This is a genomic window from Myxococcus sp. MISCRS1, from assembly GCF_026626605.1.
Classification (GTDB): Bacteria; Myxococcota; Myxococcia; order Myxococcales; family Myxococcaceae; genus Myxococcus; species Myxococcus fulvus.
In genome coordinates, this window is the sequence record NZ_JAPNKB010000001.1 from 6,385,774 (window position 1) to 6,403,535 (window position 17,762).

Here is a 17,762-nt window from a genome sequence, read left to right on the forward strand (position 1 = left end):
TTTGCATGGAATACTTCCTCCGGGGGGAACAGCCGTGGGGGCCCTCCGCCATGCGTGACAGTGGAAGGGAACGCCATGAACGACCAGCTCGGACATGCGGTGCGCGGCGCGGTTTCCCTGGAGCGGTTCTCCCAGCTCACAGAGGGCCTGCGGGACTTCTTCTACGGTGCCTGGAACATGCCACACGGGCACTGCTACCTGTGGAAACAGGACCTGGTGGCGATGCACGTCCTGTCGGACGTCCTCATCGGCTCGGCGTACTTCTTCATCTCGCTGACGCTGTACGCGCTGGTGCGCCGGGCGCGGCTGCCCTTCGGCGGGATGATTCTGTCGTTCGGGGTCTTCATCGGCGCGTGTGGGCTGACGCACCTGATGGAGGTGTGGAACGTCTGGTACTCGGCCTACTACCTGGGGGGCGGCATCAAGGTGGTGACGGCGGTGGCCTCGGTGGCCACGGGCATGTACCTGGTGCCGCTGCGCGGGCGGGTGGTGGAGGTGACGGAGGCGGCGCGGCTGTCCGAGGAGCGCCGGGTGCAGTTGGAGAAGAGCTCGCGGGAGCTGGAGACGCTGTACGCGAAGCTGAAGGCCTCCGAGGCGCAGCGCACCGGCTTCTTCGCCAACGTCAGCCATGAGCTGCGCACGCCGCTGACGCTCATCCTGGGGCCGGTGGACCGGCTGCTCCAGCAGGGCACGCTGCCGGACGCGGCGCACCGCGATTTGGAGGTGGTGCGCCGCAACGCGCGGGTGCTGCTCCGGCACGTCAACGCGCTGCTCGACGTGGCCAAGCTGGACGCGGGGCAGATGCGGCTGTCGTACGAGGAGGTGGACCTGGCGCGGCTGGTGCGGCTGGCCGCGGAGAACTTCGAGGGGCTGGTGGCCGAGCGCAAGCTGGACTTCGCGCTGGACTTGCCCGCGATGCTGCCGGCGCAGGTGGACCCGGAGAAGGTGGAGCGCGTGGTGCTCAACCTGCTGTCCAACGCGGCCAAGTTCACGCCCGAGGGCGGGCACATCCGCGTGGCTGTGAGCGCGGAGGCGGGGCAGGGGCGGCTGGTGGTGGAGGACAGCGGGCCGGGCGTGCCCGCCGAGCATCGCGAGAGCATCTTCGAGCGCTTCCGCCAGGGGGACGCGGCCACCACGCGCGACACCGGGGGCACGGGGCTGGGGCTGGCCATCGCCCGGGACTTCGTGGCGCTGCACGAGGGGCGCATCTGGGCGGAGGAGCGCCCGGGTGGCGGCGCGCGCTTCGTGGTGGAGCTGCCGCTGCTCGCGCCCACGGGGGTGAAGCTCGCGGCGCGCGCGGACGCCCCGGCGCACGAGGTGGATGTCGAGGCGGCGCGCGCGGAGCTGGACGTGCTGCGGCCGCCCGAGCGCGAGGTGGCGGTGGCCACGCGGGCGGATGACTCGAGCCGGCCGCGCGTGCTGGTGGTGGAGGACACCCAGGAGATGCGCCGCTACGTGGTGGACACGCTGGCGAAGGACTTCCAGGTGGCCACCGCCGAGGACGGCCTGGAGGGGCTGGCGAAGGCGGAGCGGATGCTGCCGGACGTCATCGTGAGCGACTTGATGATGCCGCGCATGGGCGGAGACCAGCTGGTGCGCGCGGTGCGCACGCGCCCGGGGCTGGAGTCCACGCCCATCCTGCTGCTCACCGCGCGCGCGGATGATGCGCTGAGGGTGGACCTGCTGCGCGGCGGCGCGCAGGACTACGTGGTGAAGCCCTTCGTGTCCGAGGAGCTGGTGGCGCGGGTGACGAACCTGGCCGTGATGAAGCGCACGCGCGAGGTGCTTCAGGGGCTGCTCGCCGCGCGCTCGGTGGACCTGGAGGCGATGGCGCGCGAGCTGGGCATGCGCAAGCGGCAGCTGGAGGTGGCGCTGGAGACCACCGAGCGCGCCAGCGCGTCGCGCAGCACGCTGTTGCAGCTGGTGTCACACGAGCTGCGCACGCCGCTGTCGGTGTTGCAGCTCACCCAGCACGCGCTGCAGCGGGAGCTGGGAGGGCTGCCGCCCCGGGCGCTGGACATGTTCGACCGGATGCACCGCTCCACGCTGCGGCTGCGCGACATGGTGGAGATGGTGCTCCAGTACAACCAGCTGGAGGAGGGCAGGCTGGTGGTGCGGCGCGAGGCGGTGGACCTGGGGGCGGTGGTGGACGAGGTGGTGGAGGAGGCGCGGCTGGAGGCGCGGCGCAAGGGGCTGGCGCTGGAGTGGGACCGGCCCCGGGGGCAGGCAGTGGCGCGCACGGATCCGCGCATCGTGCAGATGGTGCTGCTCAACCTGGTGTCCAACGCGGTGAAGTACACCGAGCGGGGCGGGGTGTCGGTAGCGGTGGAGGCGCGGCCCCAGGGCTGGCGCCTGCGGGTGCGCGACACCGGGCCTGGCATCCCCCGCGCCGAGCAGGCCCACATCTTCGAGCCCTTCTCACACCTGGAGCCCCTGGAGCACAAGTCCAAGCCGGGCGTGGGGCTGGGGCTGACGCTGGTGCGGGAGATGGTGTCGGTGCTGGGCGGCGTCGTCTCGGTGGCGTCCGAGCCGGGCGTCGGCAGCGAGTTCACCGTCGAGCTGCCGTCCTGAGCGCCTCCATCAGCGCGTCCAGGTCCGCGTCGGTGGTGAGCGGGTTGATGACGGTGACGCGCAGGAACACGCCCTGGGGCAGCTTCGTCTGCACCAGGTAGAAGTCTCCGCGCGTCACCAGCCGCTCGCGCAGGCGGGCCTGCAGCGCGTCCCACGCCTCGGGCGGCACGTGTCCCGGGGTGTGGCGGAAGCAGAGGATGTTGCAGTCGGGCGGGACGGGGACCTGGAAGTCGCCGGCCTGGGAGAGCCGCTCGGCGAAGCGGCGGGTGAGGGCGTAGGACTCCGTCACCGCGTCGGCGAACAGGCGGGTGCCCAGCACGCTCAGGCAGGCGTACAGCTTGAGCGCCATCATCTCCTTGGTGCACTCCATCGTGCGCAGGGCCACGTCGCTCCACGGGCGCTCGGTGTCGCCGAAGAGGTAGCTGGCCTCCTGGGCGAAGGACTCGAAGGAGCGCGCGCCGTCGCGGAAGAGCACCGCCGTCACCAGCGCGGGCATGAGCAGGCCCTTGTGCGCGTCCCAGACGACGGAGTCCGCGCGGGCGATTCCGCGCACCTGGTGGCGATGGGCGGCGCTGAGCGCGGCGGAGGCGCCGTGCGCCGCGTCCACGTGGAACCACAGGCCGTGGTGCTCGCAGAAGTCCGCCACGGGCTCCAGCGGGTCGAACGCGCCGGTGGCGGTGGAGCCCGCGCTGGCGACGACGGCGATGACCTTGCGGCCCTGTCGCGTGGCGGACTCCAGCGCGGGGCCGAGCGCGTCGGGGCGCAGGCGGAAGCGCTCGTCCACGGCGACGGGGATGGCGCCGCCCTGGCCCCAGCCCATGACGCGGAGGGCGCGCGACAGGCTGTAGTGGGCGGTGGCGGGCACCAGCACCGCGAGCGGCGGGCCCGCGTGGGCGCCCTCGTTCCACGCGTCGTAGCCGGCCTTGGCTTGGCGGGCGGCGAGCAGGGCGGTGAGGTTGCCCAGGGAGCCGCCGGAGGTGAGCACGCCGTCCGCGGACTCCGGCAGGCCCAGGCGCGCGGCCATCCAGCGCAGCACGTTGCGCTCCATGGCGGTGGAGACGGGGCCCATCTCGTACACGGCCATGCCGTTGTTGAGCAGCGAGGAGACGGCGTCGCACAGCGCGGCCAGCGGCACGGGGGCCGTCACCTGGTGGCCCACGTAGCGCGGGTGGTGCAGGTGGTTGGAGCCGGAGAGCACGCGCGCCACCAGCTCCGCGAAGTCGCCCGTGGGCTCCTCGGGGAAGGCGGCGGGGAAGCGGTCCACACTCACCGCGGGCGCGGCCCAGGGCAGTACCGGCAGGCCCTCTCCGCGCTCGGCCTGGGCCAGGTAGTCCGCCAGCGTGTCCACCAGCCGCTGGCCCTCGCGGCGGAAGGACTCGACGTCATAGGCGGCGGCGATGCGCTCACGAAAGTCCGTCATGGCGGAGGAGAACCTAGCGCCGCGGACGGCGCGCGTCCTGTCCCCGGCGCCAGGCGTGGGCTGGCTCGCGGGCCGCGAACGCATTATCTCTTCGGGGACGGGGTCGAGCCCCGCGCGAGGAGACACGCCATGGCCGACAAGAAGGTCACGATTACGTACTGCAACTCCTGAGGCTACAAGCCCAGGGCCGCCCGTGCGGCGGTCGCGTTGAAGGACGAGCTGGATGTGGAGGCGGAGCTGAAGCCCGGGCCGTCGGGCAGCTACGAGGTCGCCGTCGACGGCAAGGTGGTCATCCGGAAGGCGTCGCTGGCCTTCCCCACGGACCAGGAGGTGGTGGACGCGGTGGCGCGCGTCCTCGACGCCTGAAGTCGCCTGAGCCTTGGGGGCCGTCTCCGGAGGGACGGTGGCGGCCCCGCATCATGCGGGCGCTTCAGCGCTTGATGAACGTCATGGGCGGGCGGTCGTTCTTGCCCTTGCCCGCGGCCTTGAGCGCCGCCGGGTCCAACCCGGACAGGTGGAGCGCCGTGGCGTACACGTGGCCGGCGTCGGACACGAAGCTGGTGGCGTTCTTGGTCCGCCCCGGCACCAGCAGGCCCGTGTCCGGGTCGTACGCCGGGTCCAGCGTGCCGTTGGGCATCATCGGGATGCCGTCCAGGGACGCGCTGCCCACGCGGCCATACTGCGTGTTGCCGCGCACGGTGCCACCCAGGAAGGCCACGCTGTTGACGCGCCAGTGCTGGCAGCAGTCCTGGAGCATGATCTCCTCGTACTTCTGCGCGTCCGTCACGCCCGCCTTGGCGAGGATGCCCTCCACGTCGCCCTGAATCGTGCGGCCCATCTCCGAGGCGAGCACGATGGTGGTGAAGTCGTAGTAGCTCTTGCCCGTGGTGCCGTAGGGCGTGGCCTTGAGCTTCGCCACCAGCGCCTTGAGCGGGTTCCAGAGGTTCTTGCGCATCATGTCGCGCTGCTCCGTCTGGCCCTTGTTGTTCATGATGGAGCGGCGGTCGCGGTGCGTGTCGAACTGGCGCAGGCCGCGGTTCTCGATGAAGAAGCCGATGGACAGCCCCTTCGTCATCATCTCGTACGTCATCAACGCCTGGACGTTGGTGTTCGGCGTCTCCTTGGTGCGCGCGGGGTTGCCGTTGATGGACGAGGAGTCGGTGGCCTCGTCCGCCGCGGTGATTCCGAACTCGGCGCGCAGCGTGGGGTCGGTGAACAGCGTGCGCGGGTCCAGGTTGATGCTGCCGCCGGCCGTCAGCGCGCGGTGAATCTGGAGCGCGGAGTTGAAGGCGCGCACCGACTCGCTGTTCTTCTCCGCCAGGAAGCTCGCCTGCAGGCTGTCGGTGAACTGGCGGATGCGCGCGTCGCGCTGGCCCTGCGCCACGTTGCCCAACGAGGCCAGCCGCTCGCGCATCGCCGCGGGCGTCTTGCCGTAGAGCGTGTGCGCGTGCACCGGGCCCAGCTTCTCGTAGTAGCCGGTGCCCTCGGGATAGGACGGGATGGACAGCTCACCGTCGGACAGCCACCGGTGCCACGAGACGTGGGGCAAGAGGAAGCCCGTGCCGTACGCCTCGCAGAACGCCTGCATCACCGTGCGCTCGTCCGCGTTGCGCTTGCCGGACAGGGACGCGCTGTACTTGCCGTAGTGGTACTCCCACCGCCCGCCCGAGTGGAAGGTGTTGCCGTTGTGGCTGGACACCACCGCCAGGTCGGGGAACAGGTCCAGGCCGTCCTGCGCCAGGTAGCCGTACTGGATGTTGCCCTGCGTCTTCGGCGGGTCCGACGGCGTGGCGCCGTAGCCCTTGGGCCGGTAGCGGTGGTTCGTCCACGACGGGGTGGGGCGCAGTTCGCCCGCGGGGATGACCCGGATGGAGTCGTTGGGCGTGTGGACGGGGTTGAACATCGAGTACCCGTCCCAGCCTCCCTCCTGGAACCAGTAGATGAGGAAGCGGGGGTTGTCGGCCTCGGCGGCGGCGGCCTCGGCGAAGCCCAGCTCCTTCTTCGTCCCGGGCACTCCGAAGGCGCGGAAGAAGCGGAGCCAGTCCAGGGTGCTGATGGCGGCGCCCGCGGCGGCGCCCGCGAGGAATCGGCGGCGGTTCATGGCGGCGGTCCTTTGGGCGGCGCTACTGGCGCAGGTATTCGGGAGAGGTGGCGAGGGTCTTGAGCACGGCCTTGAGGTTGCCGTCGTGCTCGTGGCTGACGTCCCACAGGCGCTTGTAGATGGCGCGCTCGTCCTGCTCGTGGCGCATCTCGCGGCCGAACAGCAGGGCGAACTGGGCGTTGAGCGTGCGGCGCACGAAGGCCTCCTTCTTCACCGCCTGCGTGGCGAAGGCCTCCATGCCCTGGCCCTTGAAGGCATAGGTGGCGGCGAGGTTCCTGTCCGTGTCGTCCAGCGTGACGCCCTGCTCGTCCTGGGTGCGGTAGTTGCCCTCGTCGTCCCAGCGCAGGCGCTGGTGCGCCAGCGGGGTGAGCGTCTGGTGGCAGGAGTAGCAGATGCTGCTGGGGTCCACGGTGGAGGACGCGGTGGCCGCGCCGCGCATGTCGAAGACCTCGGCGGGGACCTCGTACATCGTGCCCATGAAGTCCGTCATCACGCGCGCCGCGTAGTTGTAGTGCGGCAGGCCCGGCTTGTTCTTGATGAAGCCCTTCATCGTGAGCACGCCCGTCTTGCCGTGCTGCGGGGGGCGCGTCACCTGCTGGAAGCTTCCGTCCACCGAGTAGTCGCCGGTGAGCAGCTCCCCGAACGGCCGCTCCTGCTCGACCAGGAAGGTCCACAGCCGCGCGGGCTCGTCCGTGTCGGGCGTGCCCTCGCTCTCGGTGCGCACGCGCATGCGCTTGAAGTAGTTCGTCCGGAAGTCCGCCGAGGCCAGGTAGCCGTCCACCATGGCCTCCCACGACTTCTGTCCCCCCTCCAGCGCGGTGAAGTCCTGCGCGGACGGCGGCCTGCCCAGCAGGTCCATGGCCAGCTTCACCAAGAGCAGCCGCTCGCGCTCCTTGCCCGTGAAGCGCTCGTACGAGGGCGGCAGCGTGAAGAGGAAGTCGGGCGCGCGCATCAGGCCCTCGCACAGTCCGCTCCAGGCCTTGGTGGCGTTGGCCTCGATGCCGAGCAGGTCCGTCACCAGCGCGTAGCCGTTGGCGCGCTCCTCGGGGGTGGAGGCGCGGTACAGCATCCGCCGGTAGAGCGTGTCCACCTTGGCCTTCGCCGCGTCCGCGCGCTGGGTGCCGGTGGCGGCCTCCGTGGGGCCGTACACCACGAGCGCGTCCACGTGCAGGTTGCGGTCGCAGACGCCCGTCTCGCCGTAGTCGTTGGTGAAGCCCACCGTGAGGAGGTGGTCCCCGCCGGCGACGGCCTGCGTGTGCACGAAGTCCGCGTAGGCCGTGTTGTTGCCGACGCTCCACTCCTTCACCAGCACGCCGTCCACCTTGAGCTGCATGTTGGGCAGGTCCGGGCCGCACAAGTCCCCCTTGGCCTTCACCGTGAAGCGGTAGGTGGCGGACGCGGGGAAGGCGTAGGGCTGCAGCGTGGTGAGGGTGCCGGTGGTGTAGAGGTTCCAGCCGGTGGTGCCGGACTTGCCGCCGGTGCTCGCGAGAATCTGCGTGCCCGCGGGGATGGTGGTGCCGTCGCGCGCGGCGGCCTCCATCTCGTACGTCTTGGTGGTGGGCGCGGGGATGTCCGTCAGCGGCTGTGCCAGGTCCAGGCCGGTGAAGGGGCCCGTCTTGTGGGTGGCGGCCGTGAGGCACACGTCGCGCGACAGGTCATCCAGGCCCAGGAAGAAGTCGGCCGTGGCGACGCGCGCCTCGACGAAGTGGTCCTTGTAGTCCACGCCGCCCAGCAGGCCCACGTTCTGCGCGAAGCGGTCCTGTCCGCCGCGCACCCAGTCGTCGTTGAAGACGGCCTTCACCTTGCCCTTGAGCTGCTCGAAGCCCAGGAAGGGATTGTCATACGTGGCGACGGACGGGCCCCGGTAGGGCTCCAGCAGCGCCGGCGGGAACTCCTCGTCCGGACGCGACGAAGGCTGGCGCGTCTCCACCGCCTTGAGCTGGCAGGTGAGCGCGGCCACCGCGGCGATTTCGCGCGCGTTCCACGCCGGCTCGCCGCGCGGCATGCGCGCGCTCTCGTCCGTCGTCACTAGGCGCGACAGCATGGAGCCCGACGCGGGCGTGAGGTAGCCGGCGGCGCGGATGGCGTAGAAGTTCTCCACGCCGTTGAGGCCCACCTTGAAGAGCCGGCCGCTCGTCGTCGCGTGACAGGAGATGCAGCCGGACACCGGGCGCACCAGGGCCGGGTGCACCTCGCGCTCGAAGTCGGAGGCGATGCTCGCGAGCGTCACGCCCGCCGGCACCCGGTCCAAATCACAGTCGAGCGTGCCGTCCTGTTGCACCGGCGGCGGCTGGGGGTTGGGGTTGCCGGGGCCCGGCAGACCTTGCATGTCGAGCGTCGCCTCTCCAAGGCATCCGGCGACGAACGACGCGAGCACTGCCACGGCGAGGCTCCACGGGCGCGAGGGGGTAGCGCTCATGTGCCCTCCAGGGGGGTGAGGGGTGACCCGATGCTGGCACGGCCAGGGGTCCATTGACCAGTTGTGGACACTGCTCAACGCGACAAAACAGAGAGTTATCGAATACTTGGGGTTCAAGTTGCCTGGAGCAGGCGAGGAAGCGAGCGCGCGAGGGATGCTCCTCTGTGGGCAAGAGGAGGTGCACCTTGGGGGCAGGAGGTGGAACGCATGGCCTGGCCCGAGACGGCGTCGCCCTACGAGCGGCGCTCCATCACCCGAGGGATGCGCGTGCGCGACGAGGGTGGCGCGCTGCTGGGATACGTGGCGCTGTTGAGCGACACACACCTCTACGTGCGTCGCTGGCCCTTCAGCCGGACCTGGGGCGAGGTGCCCATGGACCGGGTGAGACATGTTTCACGGGGCGCGGTGGAACTGGAGGGACGGGGGCACACGGCGGAGGTGGCGCCCCGGACGCTGCATGGGGAGATCACCACGCAGACGCTCCCCCTGGCGGAGCCCTCGGGCCTGATTGAACCGGACGCAAGCCAGGCGTCGGAGCCGGACGCGTCCCACCCCTGAGGGCGGGCAGGTTGGTGCGGCGCGGCGCGCCGAAGTGTGCTTCAAGGTGGCGCCATGTTGCCCATCGAGGAACTGTCCCAGAAGGTCTCGGCCGCGTTCGCGGACCGGACGAAGCTCAAGGATGCGGACTTCGTGTCCGCCGTGCGCGAGACGGTGGCGCGGCTGGACGCGGGCGAGCTGCGCGTGGCGGAGAAGGGCCTGGACGGCTGGAAGGTCCATGCCTGGGTCAAGGAGGCCATCCTCCTGTTCTTCGCCGTGTCGGAGATGAAGGTGATGGAGGTGGGGCCCTTCGAGTTCCACGACAAGGTCCCGCTGAAGAAGAACCTGGACAAGGCGGGCGTGCGGGTCGTCCCGCCGGGCACGGTGCGCTACGGGGCCTTCGTGGAGCGGGGCGCGGTGGTGATGCCCGGCTACGTGAACATCGGCGCGCGCGTGGGCGCGGGCACCATGGTGGACACGTGGGCCACGGTGGGCAGCTGCGCGCAGGTGGGCAGCGACGTGCACCTGTCGGGTGGCGTGGGGCTGGGCGGGGTGCTCGAGCCGCCCACGGCGTCTCCCGTCATCATCGAGGACCGCGCCTTCCTGGGCAGCCGCTGCATCGTGGTGGAGGGCGTGGTGGTGGAGGAGGAGGCGGTGCTGGGCGCCAACGTGGTGCTCACCGCGTCCACGCAAATCATCGACGTCACCGGCCCCGAGGAGCGCGTCTACAAGGGCCGCGTCCCTGCGCGCAGCGTGGTGATTCCGGGCATGCGCGAGAAGCAGTTCCCCGCAGGCAAGTACATGGTGCCGTGCGCGCTCATCATCGGCCAGCGGACACAGTCCACGGACAAGAAGACGAGCCTCAACTCGGCCCTCCGCGACTTCGCGGTGGCGGTGTAGCCCCCAGGGAAATCCACCAGGGCGGCGGCTTCCGTAGTGCCCGTGTGATGGGACGGGATGGGACGCGATGACGGAGCACCTCGACGACATCCTGGCCGAGTGGGCACTGGGGACGCTGGACTCCTCTTCTCGGGAGGCCCTGGAGCGACACCTGGCGGCGTGCGAGCGCTGCCGGGTCGAGGCCGACCGCCTGGCCTCGGTGCGCGGGGGCCTGCTGGCGCTGGAGTCGCCCGTGGAGCCGCCGGTCGGGGTGCTGGCCGGGGTGCTGGCTCGGATGGAGGGGCCGCGCCGGCTGGAGCGCTTCGCGCAAGAGCTGGCGGCCTTCTTCGACGTGACGCGGGAGCGGGCGAGCGCGCTGCTCGAGTCGCTGGAGGACGCGTCGCTGTGGATGCCGGGGCCGGTGGAGGGCTCGGAGCTGTTCCCGGTGGAGACGGGGCCCGCGCGCGAGGGGATGATGGCCGCGGTGCTGCGGCTCCACCCGGGCGTGCGCTATCCGCGTCACACGCACCTGGGGCGCGAGTGGAACCTGGTGCTGGAGGGTGGGCTGCGCGAGGACGGCGGGCACGAGGTGTGGCCCGGTGAGACGCTCGACAAGCTGGAGGGCAGCTCGCATGGCTTCACCGCGTTGCAGGGCCCCGCGTGTCTTTGCGCGTCGCTGCTGGAGGGCGCGACGGAGTTCGAGGATGAGCTCGCGCCGGAGGGCTGAGTCCGGTTAGGCTTTCGGGCATCTGGCGCCCCTACTTCGTCCATGAATCCCTGTTGGCTTGCCACGGGGATGGGGCGCCGACTTTTTTCTCCGGTCGGAGGGGACATGCCTCGGGTGCTGCGTGACGTCGTGGGTTCACTGACGCACGAGGGGGCCGTCGCCTTCGATTTGTCGAAGACAGACCCGCTGCTGCACCTGACCTTCACCAAGGGCGCGGCGCTGCTGGAGGAGTCCTTCTACCGGACGCAGGTGGGGGAGATCCGCTCCTACGCGGCGGCGCTGCTGGCGGCGGAGCGACACGAGCGCGGCTTCGGCTGGAAGTTCGGCGCGTACATGAGGGACCCCGTGAAGGGGAAGGGCAACCGCATCCAGGGGAGCGTGGCGCCGGCCATCCTCGCGGCGGCGGACCCGGAGGGGCCCTTCACGGAGGAGTACACGTTCCGGTGTCTCCAGCACCGCGCGGATGACGTGGTGCTGTTCCTGACGCACTTCGAGAACCTGGGGTTGGGCGAGGTGCCGCCCGCGGCGCGCAAGGGCATGGCCCGGGCGCTGGCGGGGATGGATGTGTATCAATTGCTCAAGTACGCGCGTCGACAGTTCCCGGTGGCGCGGCGTCGGAAGAACGGTCAGCGCGCGAGCCTGCGGCTGGTGGATGCGATGGGCGTGGCGAAGGCGCACCTGGATGAGCGCACGCTGAAGCTCTACCGGTACCTGCATGCGCCCACGCGGGAGCGCGGGCCGTTGGCGGCGGGGCTTGAGCTGCTGGATGCGCGGCGCGCGTTCTTCGGCGGTGACGCGAGCGTGGAGCACTTCGTGAACGGGCGCCTGTCGACGGAGCAGGCGCTGTCCTTCATGGGGTCGACCGAGGAGACGTGGCGGCGCGTGCTGGACGTGCCGGGGCTGCTGCCGGACCTGGCCTTCAAGGGCTACCTGCGGGCCATGCACCTGGCGGGCATCCCGGTGGAGGTGCTCCTGGCGGAGGCGCGGCGACGACGCTTCGCGGGCCTGTGGCCGCATCAGGTGTACATGGGCTGGCTGGCGGCGATGAATGGCAGCGCCCGCGCGAACTACTCGGGCGACACGTTCAAGTTCCACGCGGAGGCGGTGCCCGCGCTCGCGCCCGTGTTCGAGGCGATCCTGGAGCGGGTGTGTGAGGGATTGCTGCCACAGGGGTTGAGCCTGGGGCTCGCGGACATCTCCGGCTCCATGTTCGACGCGGCGCTGGGCGGCGCGAAGAGCACCGCGAAGGTGGGAGACGTGGCGGTGGTGCTGTCGGCGGTGATGGCGCGCGAGCTGGGGTACGCGGCGACGTTCTCCGACGATGTCTTCATCGAGCAGCGTCGGCCCGAGCAGGAGGTGTTCGACCTGGCGACGAAGCTGCGGGAGGGGAAGGGCTGGGGTGGTACGCAGGTGGCGAACTCGGTGGTGAACCTGGTCTCCCAGCTACTGGAGAAGCCGTCCCGACCGAGGCCGCGCACGCTCTACTTCTTCTCCGACATGCAGTTCCATCCGCCGGAGGCGCAGATGATGTCTCCGGCGAAGGTGGCGTGGCTGCGCGAGCATGACGTCGCGTTCGACGCGAGCGTGCCGCCGCTGCAGGCCGCGCTCCAGGCGTGGCACCGCGCGCTGGGGCCGGTGGACGTGGTGCTGTGGAACCTGGCGGCCTATGACGCCTCGCCGCTGCCGTCGCGGGTGCCCAACGTGCTGATACTGTCGGGCTTCGACGCGAACTCCTTCCGTCACGTGTCCGCGTGGCAGGCGGCGGGGAGCCCGGCGGCGCCCGAGAATCCGGCCTCCGCGGTGACGGACTCCGACGCCGGGAAGAACCCCGGCGTGGAGCTCGACTTCATTCGGACGTTCTGAGATAGGCCGGGCGGGGACCTGTCCTTCTCTGAATCACAGACACTCGGGTGCGTGGTGCTTCGCGCAGACGCTGCAGTAACAGACGTTGCCTTCACCTTCGCTCACCACGATCGACGAGGAGGACACGACATGTTCATGCCTGCTCAGGTGCTCCTGGATGGCCGCCTCATCCATTTCCTGTGCAGTGGGAGCTCCGCAGCCCCATGCAGGAATGAGCAGAGACGCCATCGCCAGCAATCCAAAGAGCTTCTTGGTCATTGTGTGTCCTTTTAGGTGTGCAACGCTGCCATCGCCTGGGTCGATTGACCCAAGCGAGCCCTCATCACCCAGAGTGCCGAGTGAAAGGCCGTGTCATGATGCCTCCTCTCGTGGTTTTGTTTGTGTTTTCTGATGGTGAATATTGCCGATGTGTTGGTTATTGATTGAAGCGTTGGCCGGGAGGGCTGCGAGAATTTCAGTACTCGATGAATGTGTAGTCGCGCAGGGGCGGTCGGGCTACCTGCGCGCGCCGGAGTTCCAGGTCATGGGCGAGTCGGTCGCGGCCCCTACTCGCGGAAGACGGGCAGGCCCTTGCTGATGCGGTGGAAGAGCGCGCCCTTGTCGATGCGGGCCGGCTCGCCGTCCTCTTCGTCCGCCTCCTCGGCGGTCTCGAAGACCTCGTCGACGAAGATGGCCTTCAGCTCCTCCGCCACGCCGTCGCCGTAGCCCTGCGCGTAGGTGTCGATGTCGAAGTGGTGCTGCGCCTCGGTGCGGGCATCGAAGGCGTGGTCATCCTCGATGACGACGCGGGCCCGGATGGTGTTCGCCGAGAGCAGGTGGTCGTTGTAGTAGCCGAGCACCACGTCGCGTGCCTCGATGTCCTTGGCGACGCTGAACTCGCCGCTCGTGTAGAGCCCGTGGCACTTCAGCTTGCCGAGGATGTGCACCAGCGAGTCGTTGCCCGAGTCCCACACCACGCCGTGAACGATGACGTCACCCGTCACCGCGAACGGCCGGCCGATGTCCAGGTCGCCGTCCACCTCCAGGTCGCCGTGGTGGAAGAAGGCGCTCCGGATGTTCAGCGACTCCTTCAGGTGGACCTTCCTGGGCGGCGCGGTGAGCGTGTCCCGCAGCGTCTCCAGCTTGGCGAGAGCCGCGGCCGGGTCCCCGTAGCCGTGCAGCCCCGTGATGGCCTCCTGCGCGGAGGCGATGGCGTGCTTGAACGAGAGCTTCTGCTTCTTCTCCGTCAGGGCCCCGCGGAACGCCGCCTCGTCGACGGGGTAGGGGGCGAAGAGGTCATTGCTCAGGGGAATGGAGACGCTGGCCTTGCCGCCCGCGGCCTCCAGCGCCTGGATGACGGCGTTGAACCCGGCCGTCCGCTTGTTGTGCGCGACCCAGACCTCCTCCTTGGTGCGCAGGGCGATGCCCAACGCCGTGCGGCCCTGGCCGTCGATGGCGTTCACCTCGGCGCCGCGCTCCAGCATCAGCTGGATGACGTCGGGGTCTCCGGAGATCACAGCGCTGTGGAGCGGCGTCCCGCCCCGCTCGTTGCGCGCGTCGAGGCGGGCCCCCGCGTTGAGCACCTCCTTGAGGAGCCTGGCGGTCGTCCAGCGGAACGCGGCGCCGTTCCCGTCCACCACGTCCGAGGGCACCTTCCCTCCGGCGGCCTTCAGCAGGGCGATGAGCTCCAGCGCCAGCGCCTCGTTCTCCGGGGTCTTCTCCGAGGGGAAGGCGCGGGTCAGCGGCGTCTGCTGGTGGTTGTCCCGCGCATTCACATCCGCGCCCGCCTCGATGAGCGCGCGCACCACCGCGACGTCAGGGAGCGGATCCCCCTTCTGGTACTGCCCCTGGACGGCGTGGTGCAGGGCGCTCTGGCCATGGACGTCCCGAGCGTTCACGTCCGCGCCGTCGGCAATCAGCTTCTTCACCGCGTCCACCGTGAGCTCCGTCTTCCACCGGCGCTTGTCGCCGCAGAGGGAGAGCAGGGCCTGGGTCGCTTCGCTGTTCGACGACATTTCATCCTCGGAGGACTGGGGGCGGGGGCAGCTTCGGTGAACGCGCGATCAGTGTCACGCCCTGCCTTGGGGTGAGACGTCGGAATCACCGGGCGTCAATCCGGAGGCTCCGGAGTCCTGGGGAGACCGGTTCGTTGTCGGAGAGTGGGGAGGCCAGCGAAGGGGGAGGGGGTGGGGTTATGGTGGTGTCCGCATGTCCTCTCAAGACCTCGCCACGAGGCTCGCCCGCACGACGCTCGAGCTGTGCCGCATCTCCAGTCCCATCACGCAGGAAGGCCCCATCGCGGATTTCGTCGAGCGCTGGGCGCTCCAGCACTTCCCACCTGGGGAGGTCTTCCGCGTGGGGCACACGTTGTTGCTCGGTCGACTGGAGGACCCTCGTCCCACGGTGGCGCTCATCGGTCACCTGGACACGGTGCCCGCGCACCCGAGTGACCAGGGCCGTGAGCCTCGCATCGAGGGTGAGCGCGTCTTCGGCCTGGGCGCCTCGGACATGAAGGGTGGGCTCGCGGTGATGATGGCGCTGGCGGAGGACCTCCGTCGCGACACGCTGCCGGTCAACCTGGCCTTCCTCTTCTACGAGCGCGAGGAGGGCGCGTATGCGGAGAGCGGCCTCATCCCGCTGTTCGCGGCGCGCCCGGACCTGGCGAAGGTGAAGTTCGGCATCGCGATGGAGCCCACGGACAGCGAGGTGCAGGTGGGCTGTGTCGGCTCCATGCAGGTGACGGTGCGCTTCGGCGGACGCAGCGCGCACTCGGCGCGGCCGTGGCAGGGGGAGAACGCCATCCACAAGGCGGGCCCGTTCCTCACGGAGCTCCTGGCGCGTCAGCGGGTGGAGGTGGATGTGCAGGGCTTCCGCTTCTATGAGGTCATCAACGCCACGCTCGCCAAGGGTGGCCGCGCGCGCAACGTCATCCCCGAGTCGTTCGAGCTGAACCTCAACTACCGCTTCGCGCCGGGCAAGAGCATCGAGCAGGCGAAGGCGGACGTGCACGCGCTCGTCGCGGGGAGGGCGGAGGTCATCATCACGGATGCCTCACCCAGCGGCCCCGTGGTGGCGAGCAACCCGCTGTTCCAGAAGCTGTTGGCCATCACCGGGCTGCCCGCCGCGTCGAAGCAGGCGTGGACGGACGTGGCCCGCTTCGGTGAGTGGGGTGTGGACGCCATCAACTACGGGCCCGGCGAGACGGCGCAGGCGCACCAGGCCAACGAGAGCGCACCGATTGCTCCGCTCGCGGTGGCGTACGAGAAGCTGGCGGCGTTCCTCAAGGGCTGAGGGGCGGGCTTCGGCAAAGGGCGCGTGGGCGGACTAGAGTCCACGCGGTCCACCATGTCGACGAGCCCGACCGTGTCATGGAGTCCCGTGTCCTCCGCCGAGGCCTCGTCCACCGAGGCTCGGTGGGGGCTGTCCTCCCGGTGGTTCTGGCCCGTGGTGATTTGCGCCGGCTACACGGTGCTCGCGCTGCTCTATGGAGCGCAGCTCTTCGTGTACCGCGCCTCGCACGGGGAGCCGCCGCGTCTGGGGGAGGCCCTGCTGACGGGGGCGTGTGTCTGGTACGCCTGGGCGGCGCTCACGCCGTTCGTGCTGGCGGTGGCGCGCCGGGTTCGCGCGACGGGCCGGCCGTGGTTCGTGCAATTGCTGCTGCACCTGGTGCCCGGCGTGGGGTTCGCGGTGCTGGCGCTGGGGCTGTTCGCGGTGCTGCGCGAGTGGCTGGTGGTGGAGGTCAGCGGCGGCGCGTCCGCGGCGTGGACCTACTTCCTGTTCATCGCGTCGAAGACGACGGACTTCGACCTGCTCATCTACTTCTCCCTGGTGGGCATGGAGGCCGCGGTGGCGTACGCCCGGCGGATGCGCGAGGAGGCCGTGCGCGCGTCCCAGCTGGAGGCGCAGCTCGCGCAGGCCCAGTTGCAGCTCTTGCGCAGCCAGCTCCAGCCGCACTTCCTGTTCAATACGCTGCACGCCATCTCCGCGCTGATGCACCGGGACGTGGAGTCGGCGGACCGGATGGTGGGGCAGCTGAGCGAGCTGCTGCGCGCGAGCCTGGAGCGCGACGGGCGACACGAGGTCCCCCTCTCGGAGGAGCTGGAGCTGCTCTCGCCCTATCTGGACATCGAGCGCACGCGCTTCTCGGACCGGCTCCAGGTGGACGTCGACGTGGCGGAGGACGCGAGGGACGCGCTGGTGCCGTCGTTGTTGCTCCAGCCGCTGGTGGAGAACGCCATCCGACACGGCATCGCGCCGCGCAGGGGACCCGGGAAGGTCTGGGTCCGGGTCCGGCGTGATGGTGCGAGGCTCGCGCTGGAGGTGGAGGACGACGGCGTGGGGCCGCCAGCGGGGCGTACCGAGCTGGAAGAGGGAATCGGGCTGGGGGCCACGCGGGCGCGACTGGAGCGACTGCACGGTGCCGAGCAGTCGGTGACGTGGAAGGCGCGTGCGCCGAGCGGGTTCCTCCTCTCGCTCTCTCTGCCCTATCGGAGGACGCGGGCATGACGGTGCGCACGCTCATCGTCGATGACGAACCGCTGGCGCGCGAGCGACTGCGGACGCTGCTGGCCTCGGAGACGGACCTGCATCCCGTCGTGGAGTGTGGGGACGGGCAGGAGGCGCTGGAGCTCCTGTCGCGCGAGCGGCCGGCGCTGGTGTTCCTGGATGTGGAGATGCCGGAGCGGGACGGGTTCGGCGTGCTGGCGGAGCTGGGGCACACACCGCCTCCCGTGGTCGTCTTCGTCACGGCATGGCCGCAGCACGCGTTGCGCGCGTTCGATGCCGCCGCGGTGGACTACCTGCTCAAGCCGTTCACGGTGGAGCGCTTCCGGCGCACGTTGACGCGGGTGCGGGAGCGACTGACGGCGCCTGCGGGGGACTTGAGGCAGCAGCTCCAGCGGATGTTCCAGGAGCTGAAGCCGGAGCCCGCGGAGCGGCTCGTGGTGAAGTCGGCGACGCGGACGCTGCTCGTGCCAGTGGAGGACCTGGACTGGGTGGAGTCCGCGGGGAACTACGTCACGCTGCATGTCGGCACGGAGACACATCTGTTGCGCGAGACGATGGCGGAGCTGGAGGGACGGCTGCCGGCACGGCGGTTCGCGCGGATACACCGCTCGGCGCTCGTGAACGTGGACCGGATTGTCTCCCTGTCCCCCACGCTCTCCGGGGACCACAGGCTGGTACTGAAGGACGGCCAGGAGCTGACGCTGAGCCGCACGTACCGGACCCGGCTGGAGCAGGTGCTCGGCCATCCGCTGTGAGCCGC

General features: G+C 70.1%; 14 protein-coding genes. 9 read left to right on the forward strand and 5 right to left on the reverse strand.

All coding sequences use genetic code 11. From position 1 onward, the window contains the following. The first annotated feature begins 75 nt into the window (after positions 1 to 75). On the forward strand, positions 76 to 2,571 hold the full coding sequence (locus OWM54_RS25425) for an ATP-binding protein (protein ID WP_267699173.1): 2,496 nt from the start codon (positions 76 to 78) through the stop codon (positions 2,569 to 2,571). Here OWM54_RS25425 and OWM54_RS25430 read toward each other — a convergent pair. Next, complete coding sequence (locus OWM54_RS25430; RefSeq protein ID WP_223749670.1) at positions 2,549 to 3,991, reverse strand: pyridoxal phosphate-dependent decarboxylase family protein; 1,443 nt, start codon at positions 3,989 to 3,991, stop codon at positions 2,549 to 2,551. The genes OWM54_RS25425 and OWM54_RS25430 overlap by 23 nt on opposite strands. Positions 3,992 to 4,120: 129 nt before the next feature. Here OWM54_RS25430 and OWM54_RS25435 point away from each other — a divergent pair, with 129 nt between their 5' ends. Further along, positions 4,121 to 4,357, forward strand: coding sequence for an Rdx family protein (locus tag OWM54_RS25435; protein WP_228557089.1), 237 nt, complete (start codon positions 4,121 to 4,123; stop codon positions 4,355 to 4,357). Between the two features lie 64 nt (positions 4,358 to 4,421). Here OWM54_RS25435 and OWM54_RS25440 read toward each other — a convergent pair whose 3' ends face one another. Together OWM54_RS25440 and OWM54_RS25445 are read right to left on the reverse strand one after the other, a co-directional pair. Further along, positions 4,422 to 6,092 (reverse strand): DUF1501 domain-containing protein, encoded by a 1,671-nt coding sequence (locus tag OWM54_RS25440; protein ID WP_267699174.1) that lies wholly within the window; start codon positions 6,090 to 6,092, stop codon positions 4,422 to 4,424. 22 nt (positions 6,093 to 6,114) lie between these two features. Beyond that, entirely contained in the window at positions 6,115 to 8,511 is a 2,397-nt protein-coding gene (locus OWM54_RS25445; protein WP_267699175.1) for a carbohydrate-binding domain-containing protein, read from the reverse strand. A 207-nt stretch (positions 8,512 to 8,718) separates the two neighbouring features. On the opposite strand from OWM54_RS25445, the gene OWM54_RS25450 reads away from it, so the two are divergent. The 4 genes from OWM54_RS25450 (at position 8,719) to OWM54_RS25465 (ending at position 12,517) form a co-directional block, all read left to right on the forward strand. After that, positions 8,719 to 9,069 (forward strand): hypothetical protein, encoded by a 351-nt coding sequence (locus tag OWM54_RS25450; RefSeq protein ID WP_267699176.1) that lies wholly within the window; start codon positions 8,719 to 8,721, stop codon positions 9,067 to 9,069. A 54-nt stretch (positions 9,070 to 9,123) separates the two neighbouring features. After that, entirely contained in the window at positions 9,124 to 9,948 is an 825-nt protein-coding gene (locus tag OWM54_RS25455; protein WP_267699177.1) for a 2,3,4,5-tetrahydropyridine-2,6-dicarboxylate N-succinyltransferase, read from the forward strand. A gap of 67 nt (positions 9,949 to 10,015) precedes the next feature. Then, positions 10,016 to 10,654, forward strand: coding sequence for a cupin domain-containing protein (locus OWM54_RS25460; protein WP_267699178.1), 639 nt, complete (start codon positions 10,016 to 10,018; stop codon positions 10,652 to 10,654). A gap of 105 nt (positions 10,655 to 10,759) precedes the next feature. Beyond that, a complete protein-coding gene (locus tag OWM54_RS25465; protein ID WP_267699179.1) occupies positions 10,760 to 12,517 on the forward strand; it encodes a hypothetical protein in 1,758 nt (585 codons plus the stop codon). A 33-nt stretch (positions 12,518 to 12,550) separates the two neighbouring features. Here the strand turns inward: OWM54_RS25465 and OWM54_RS25470 are convergent, their stop codons facing one another. Both OWM54_RS25470 and OWM54_RS25475 read right to left on the reverse strand, forming a co-directional pair. Continuing rightward, positions 12,551 to 12,775 carry a hypothetical protein gene (locus OWM54_RS25470; RefSeq protein ID WP_267699180.1) on the reverse strand — a complete coding sequence of 75 codons (225 nt, stop codon included), beginning with the start codon at positions 12,773 to 12,775 and terminating at the stop codon, positions 12,551 to 12,553. A gap of 287 nt (positions 12,776 to 13,062) precedes the next feature. Further along, positions 13,063 to 14,511, reverse strand: coding sequence for an ankyrin repeat domain-containing protein (locus OWM54_RS25475; protein WP_267699181.1), 1,449 nt, complete (start codon positions 14,509 to 14,511; stop codon positions 13,063 to 13,065). 193 nt (positions 14,512 to 14,704) lie between these two features. Between OWM54_RS25475 and dapE the strand changes: the two genes are divergently transcribed. From dapE to OWM54_RS25490, 3 genes are all read left to right on the forward strand, one after another. After that, positions 14,705 to 15,787, forward strand: coding sequence for a succinyl-diaminopimelate desuccinylase (gene dapE / locus OWM54_RS25480; RefSeq protein ID WP_267699182.1), 1,083 nt, complete (start codon positions 14,705 to 14,707; stop codon positions 15,785 to 15,787). Between the two features lie 72 nt (positions 15,788 to 15,859). Beyond that, on the forward strand, positions 15,860 to 17,002 hold the full coding sequence (locus OWM54_RS25485) for a sensor histidine kinase (protein ID WP_267699183.1): 1,143 nt from the start codon (positions 15,860 to 15,862) through the stop codon (positions 17,000 to 17,002). Next, entirely contained in the window at positions 16,999 to 17,757 is a 759-nt protein-coding gene (locus OWM54_RS25490; RefSeq protein WP_267699184.1) for a LytR/AlgR family response regulator transcription factor, read from the forward strand. Before OWM54_RS25485 ends, OWM54_RS25490 begins: the two co-directional genes overlap by 4 nt. Positions 17,758 to 17,762: the final 5 nt, after the last annotated feature.

Bases quoted from the DNA above. Each gene is read 5' to 3' on its own strand.
- OWM54_RS25455 (WP_267699177.1), top strand. From the start codon at position 9,124: ATGTTGCCCATCGAGGAACTGTCCCAGAAGGTCTCGGCCGCGTTCGCG.
- OWM54_RS25475 (WP_267699181.1), bottom strand. From the start codon at position 14,511: ATGTCGTCGAACAGCGAAGCGACCCAGGCCCTGCTCTCCCTCTGCGGC.
- OWM54_RS25470 (WP_267699180.1), bottom strand. From the start codon at position 12,775: ATGACCAAGAAGCTCTTTGGATTGCTGGCGATGGCGTCTCTGCTCATT.
- OWM54_RS25425 (WP_267699173.1), top strand. From the start codon at position 76: ATGAACGACCAGCTCGGACATGCGGTGCGCGGCGCGGTTTCCCTGGAG.
- dapE (WP_267699182.1), top strand. From the start codon at position 14,705: ATGTCCTCTCAAGACCTCGCCACGAGGCTCGCCCGCACGACGCTCGAG.
- OWM54_RS25460 (WP_267699178.1), top strand. From the start codon at position 10,016: ATGACGGAGCACCTCGACGACATCCTGGCCGAGTGGGCACTGGGGACG.
- OWM54_RS25445 (WP_267699175.1), bottom strand. From the start codon at position 8,511: ATGAGCGCTACCCCCTCGCGCCCGTGGAGCCTCGCCGTGGCAGTGCTC.
- OWM54_RS25465 (WP_267699179.1), top strand. From the start codon at position 10,760: ATGCCTCGGGTGCTGCGTGACGTCGTGGGTTCACTGACGCACGAGGGG.
- OWM54_RS25450 (WP_267699176.1), top strand. From the start codon at position 8,719: ATGGCCTGGCCCGAGACGGCGTCGCCCTACGAGCGGCGCTCCATCACC.
- OWM54_RS25440 (WP_267699174.1), bottom strand. From the start codon at position 6,092: ATGAACCGCCGCCGATTCCTCGCGGGCGCCGCCGCGGGCGCCGCCATC.
- OWM54_RS25430 (WP_223749670.1), bottom strand. From the start codon at position 3,991: ATGACGGACTTTCGTGAGCGCATCGCCGCCGCCTATGACGTCGAGTCC.
- OWM54_RS25490 (WP_267699184.1), top strand. From the start codon at position 16,999: ATGACGGTGCGCACGCTCATCGTCGATGACGAACCGCTGGCGCGCGAG.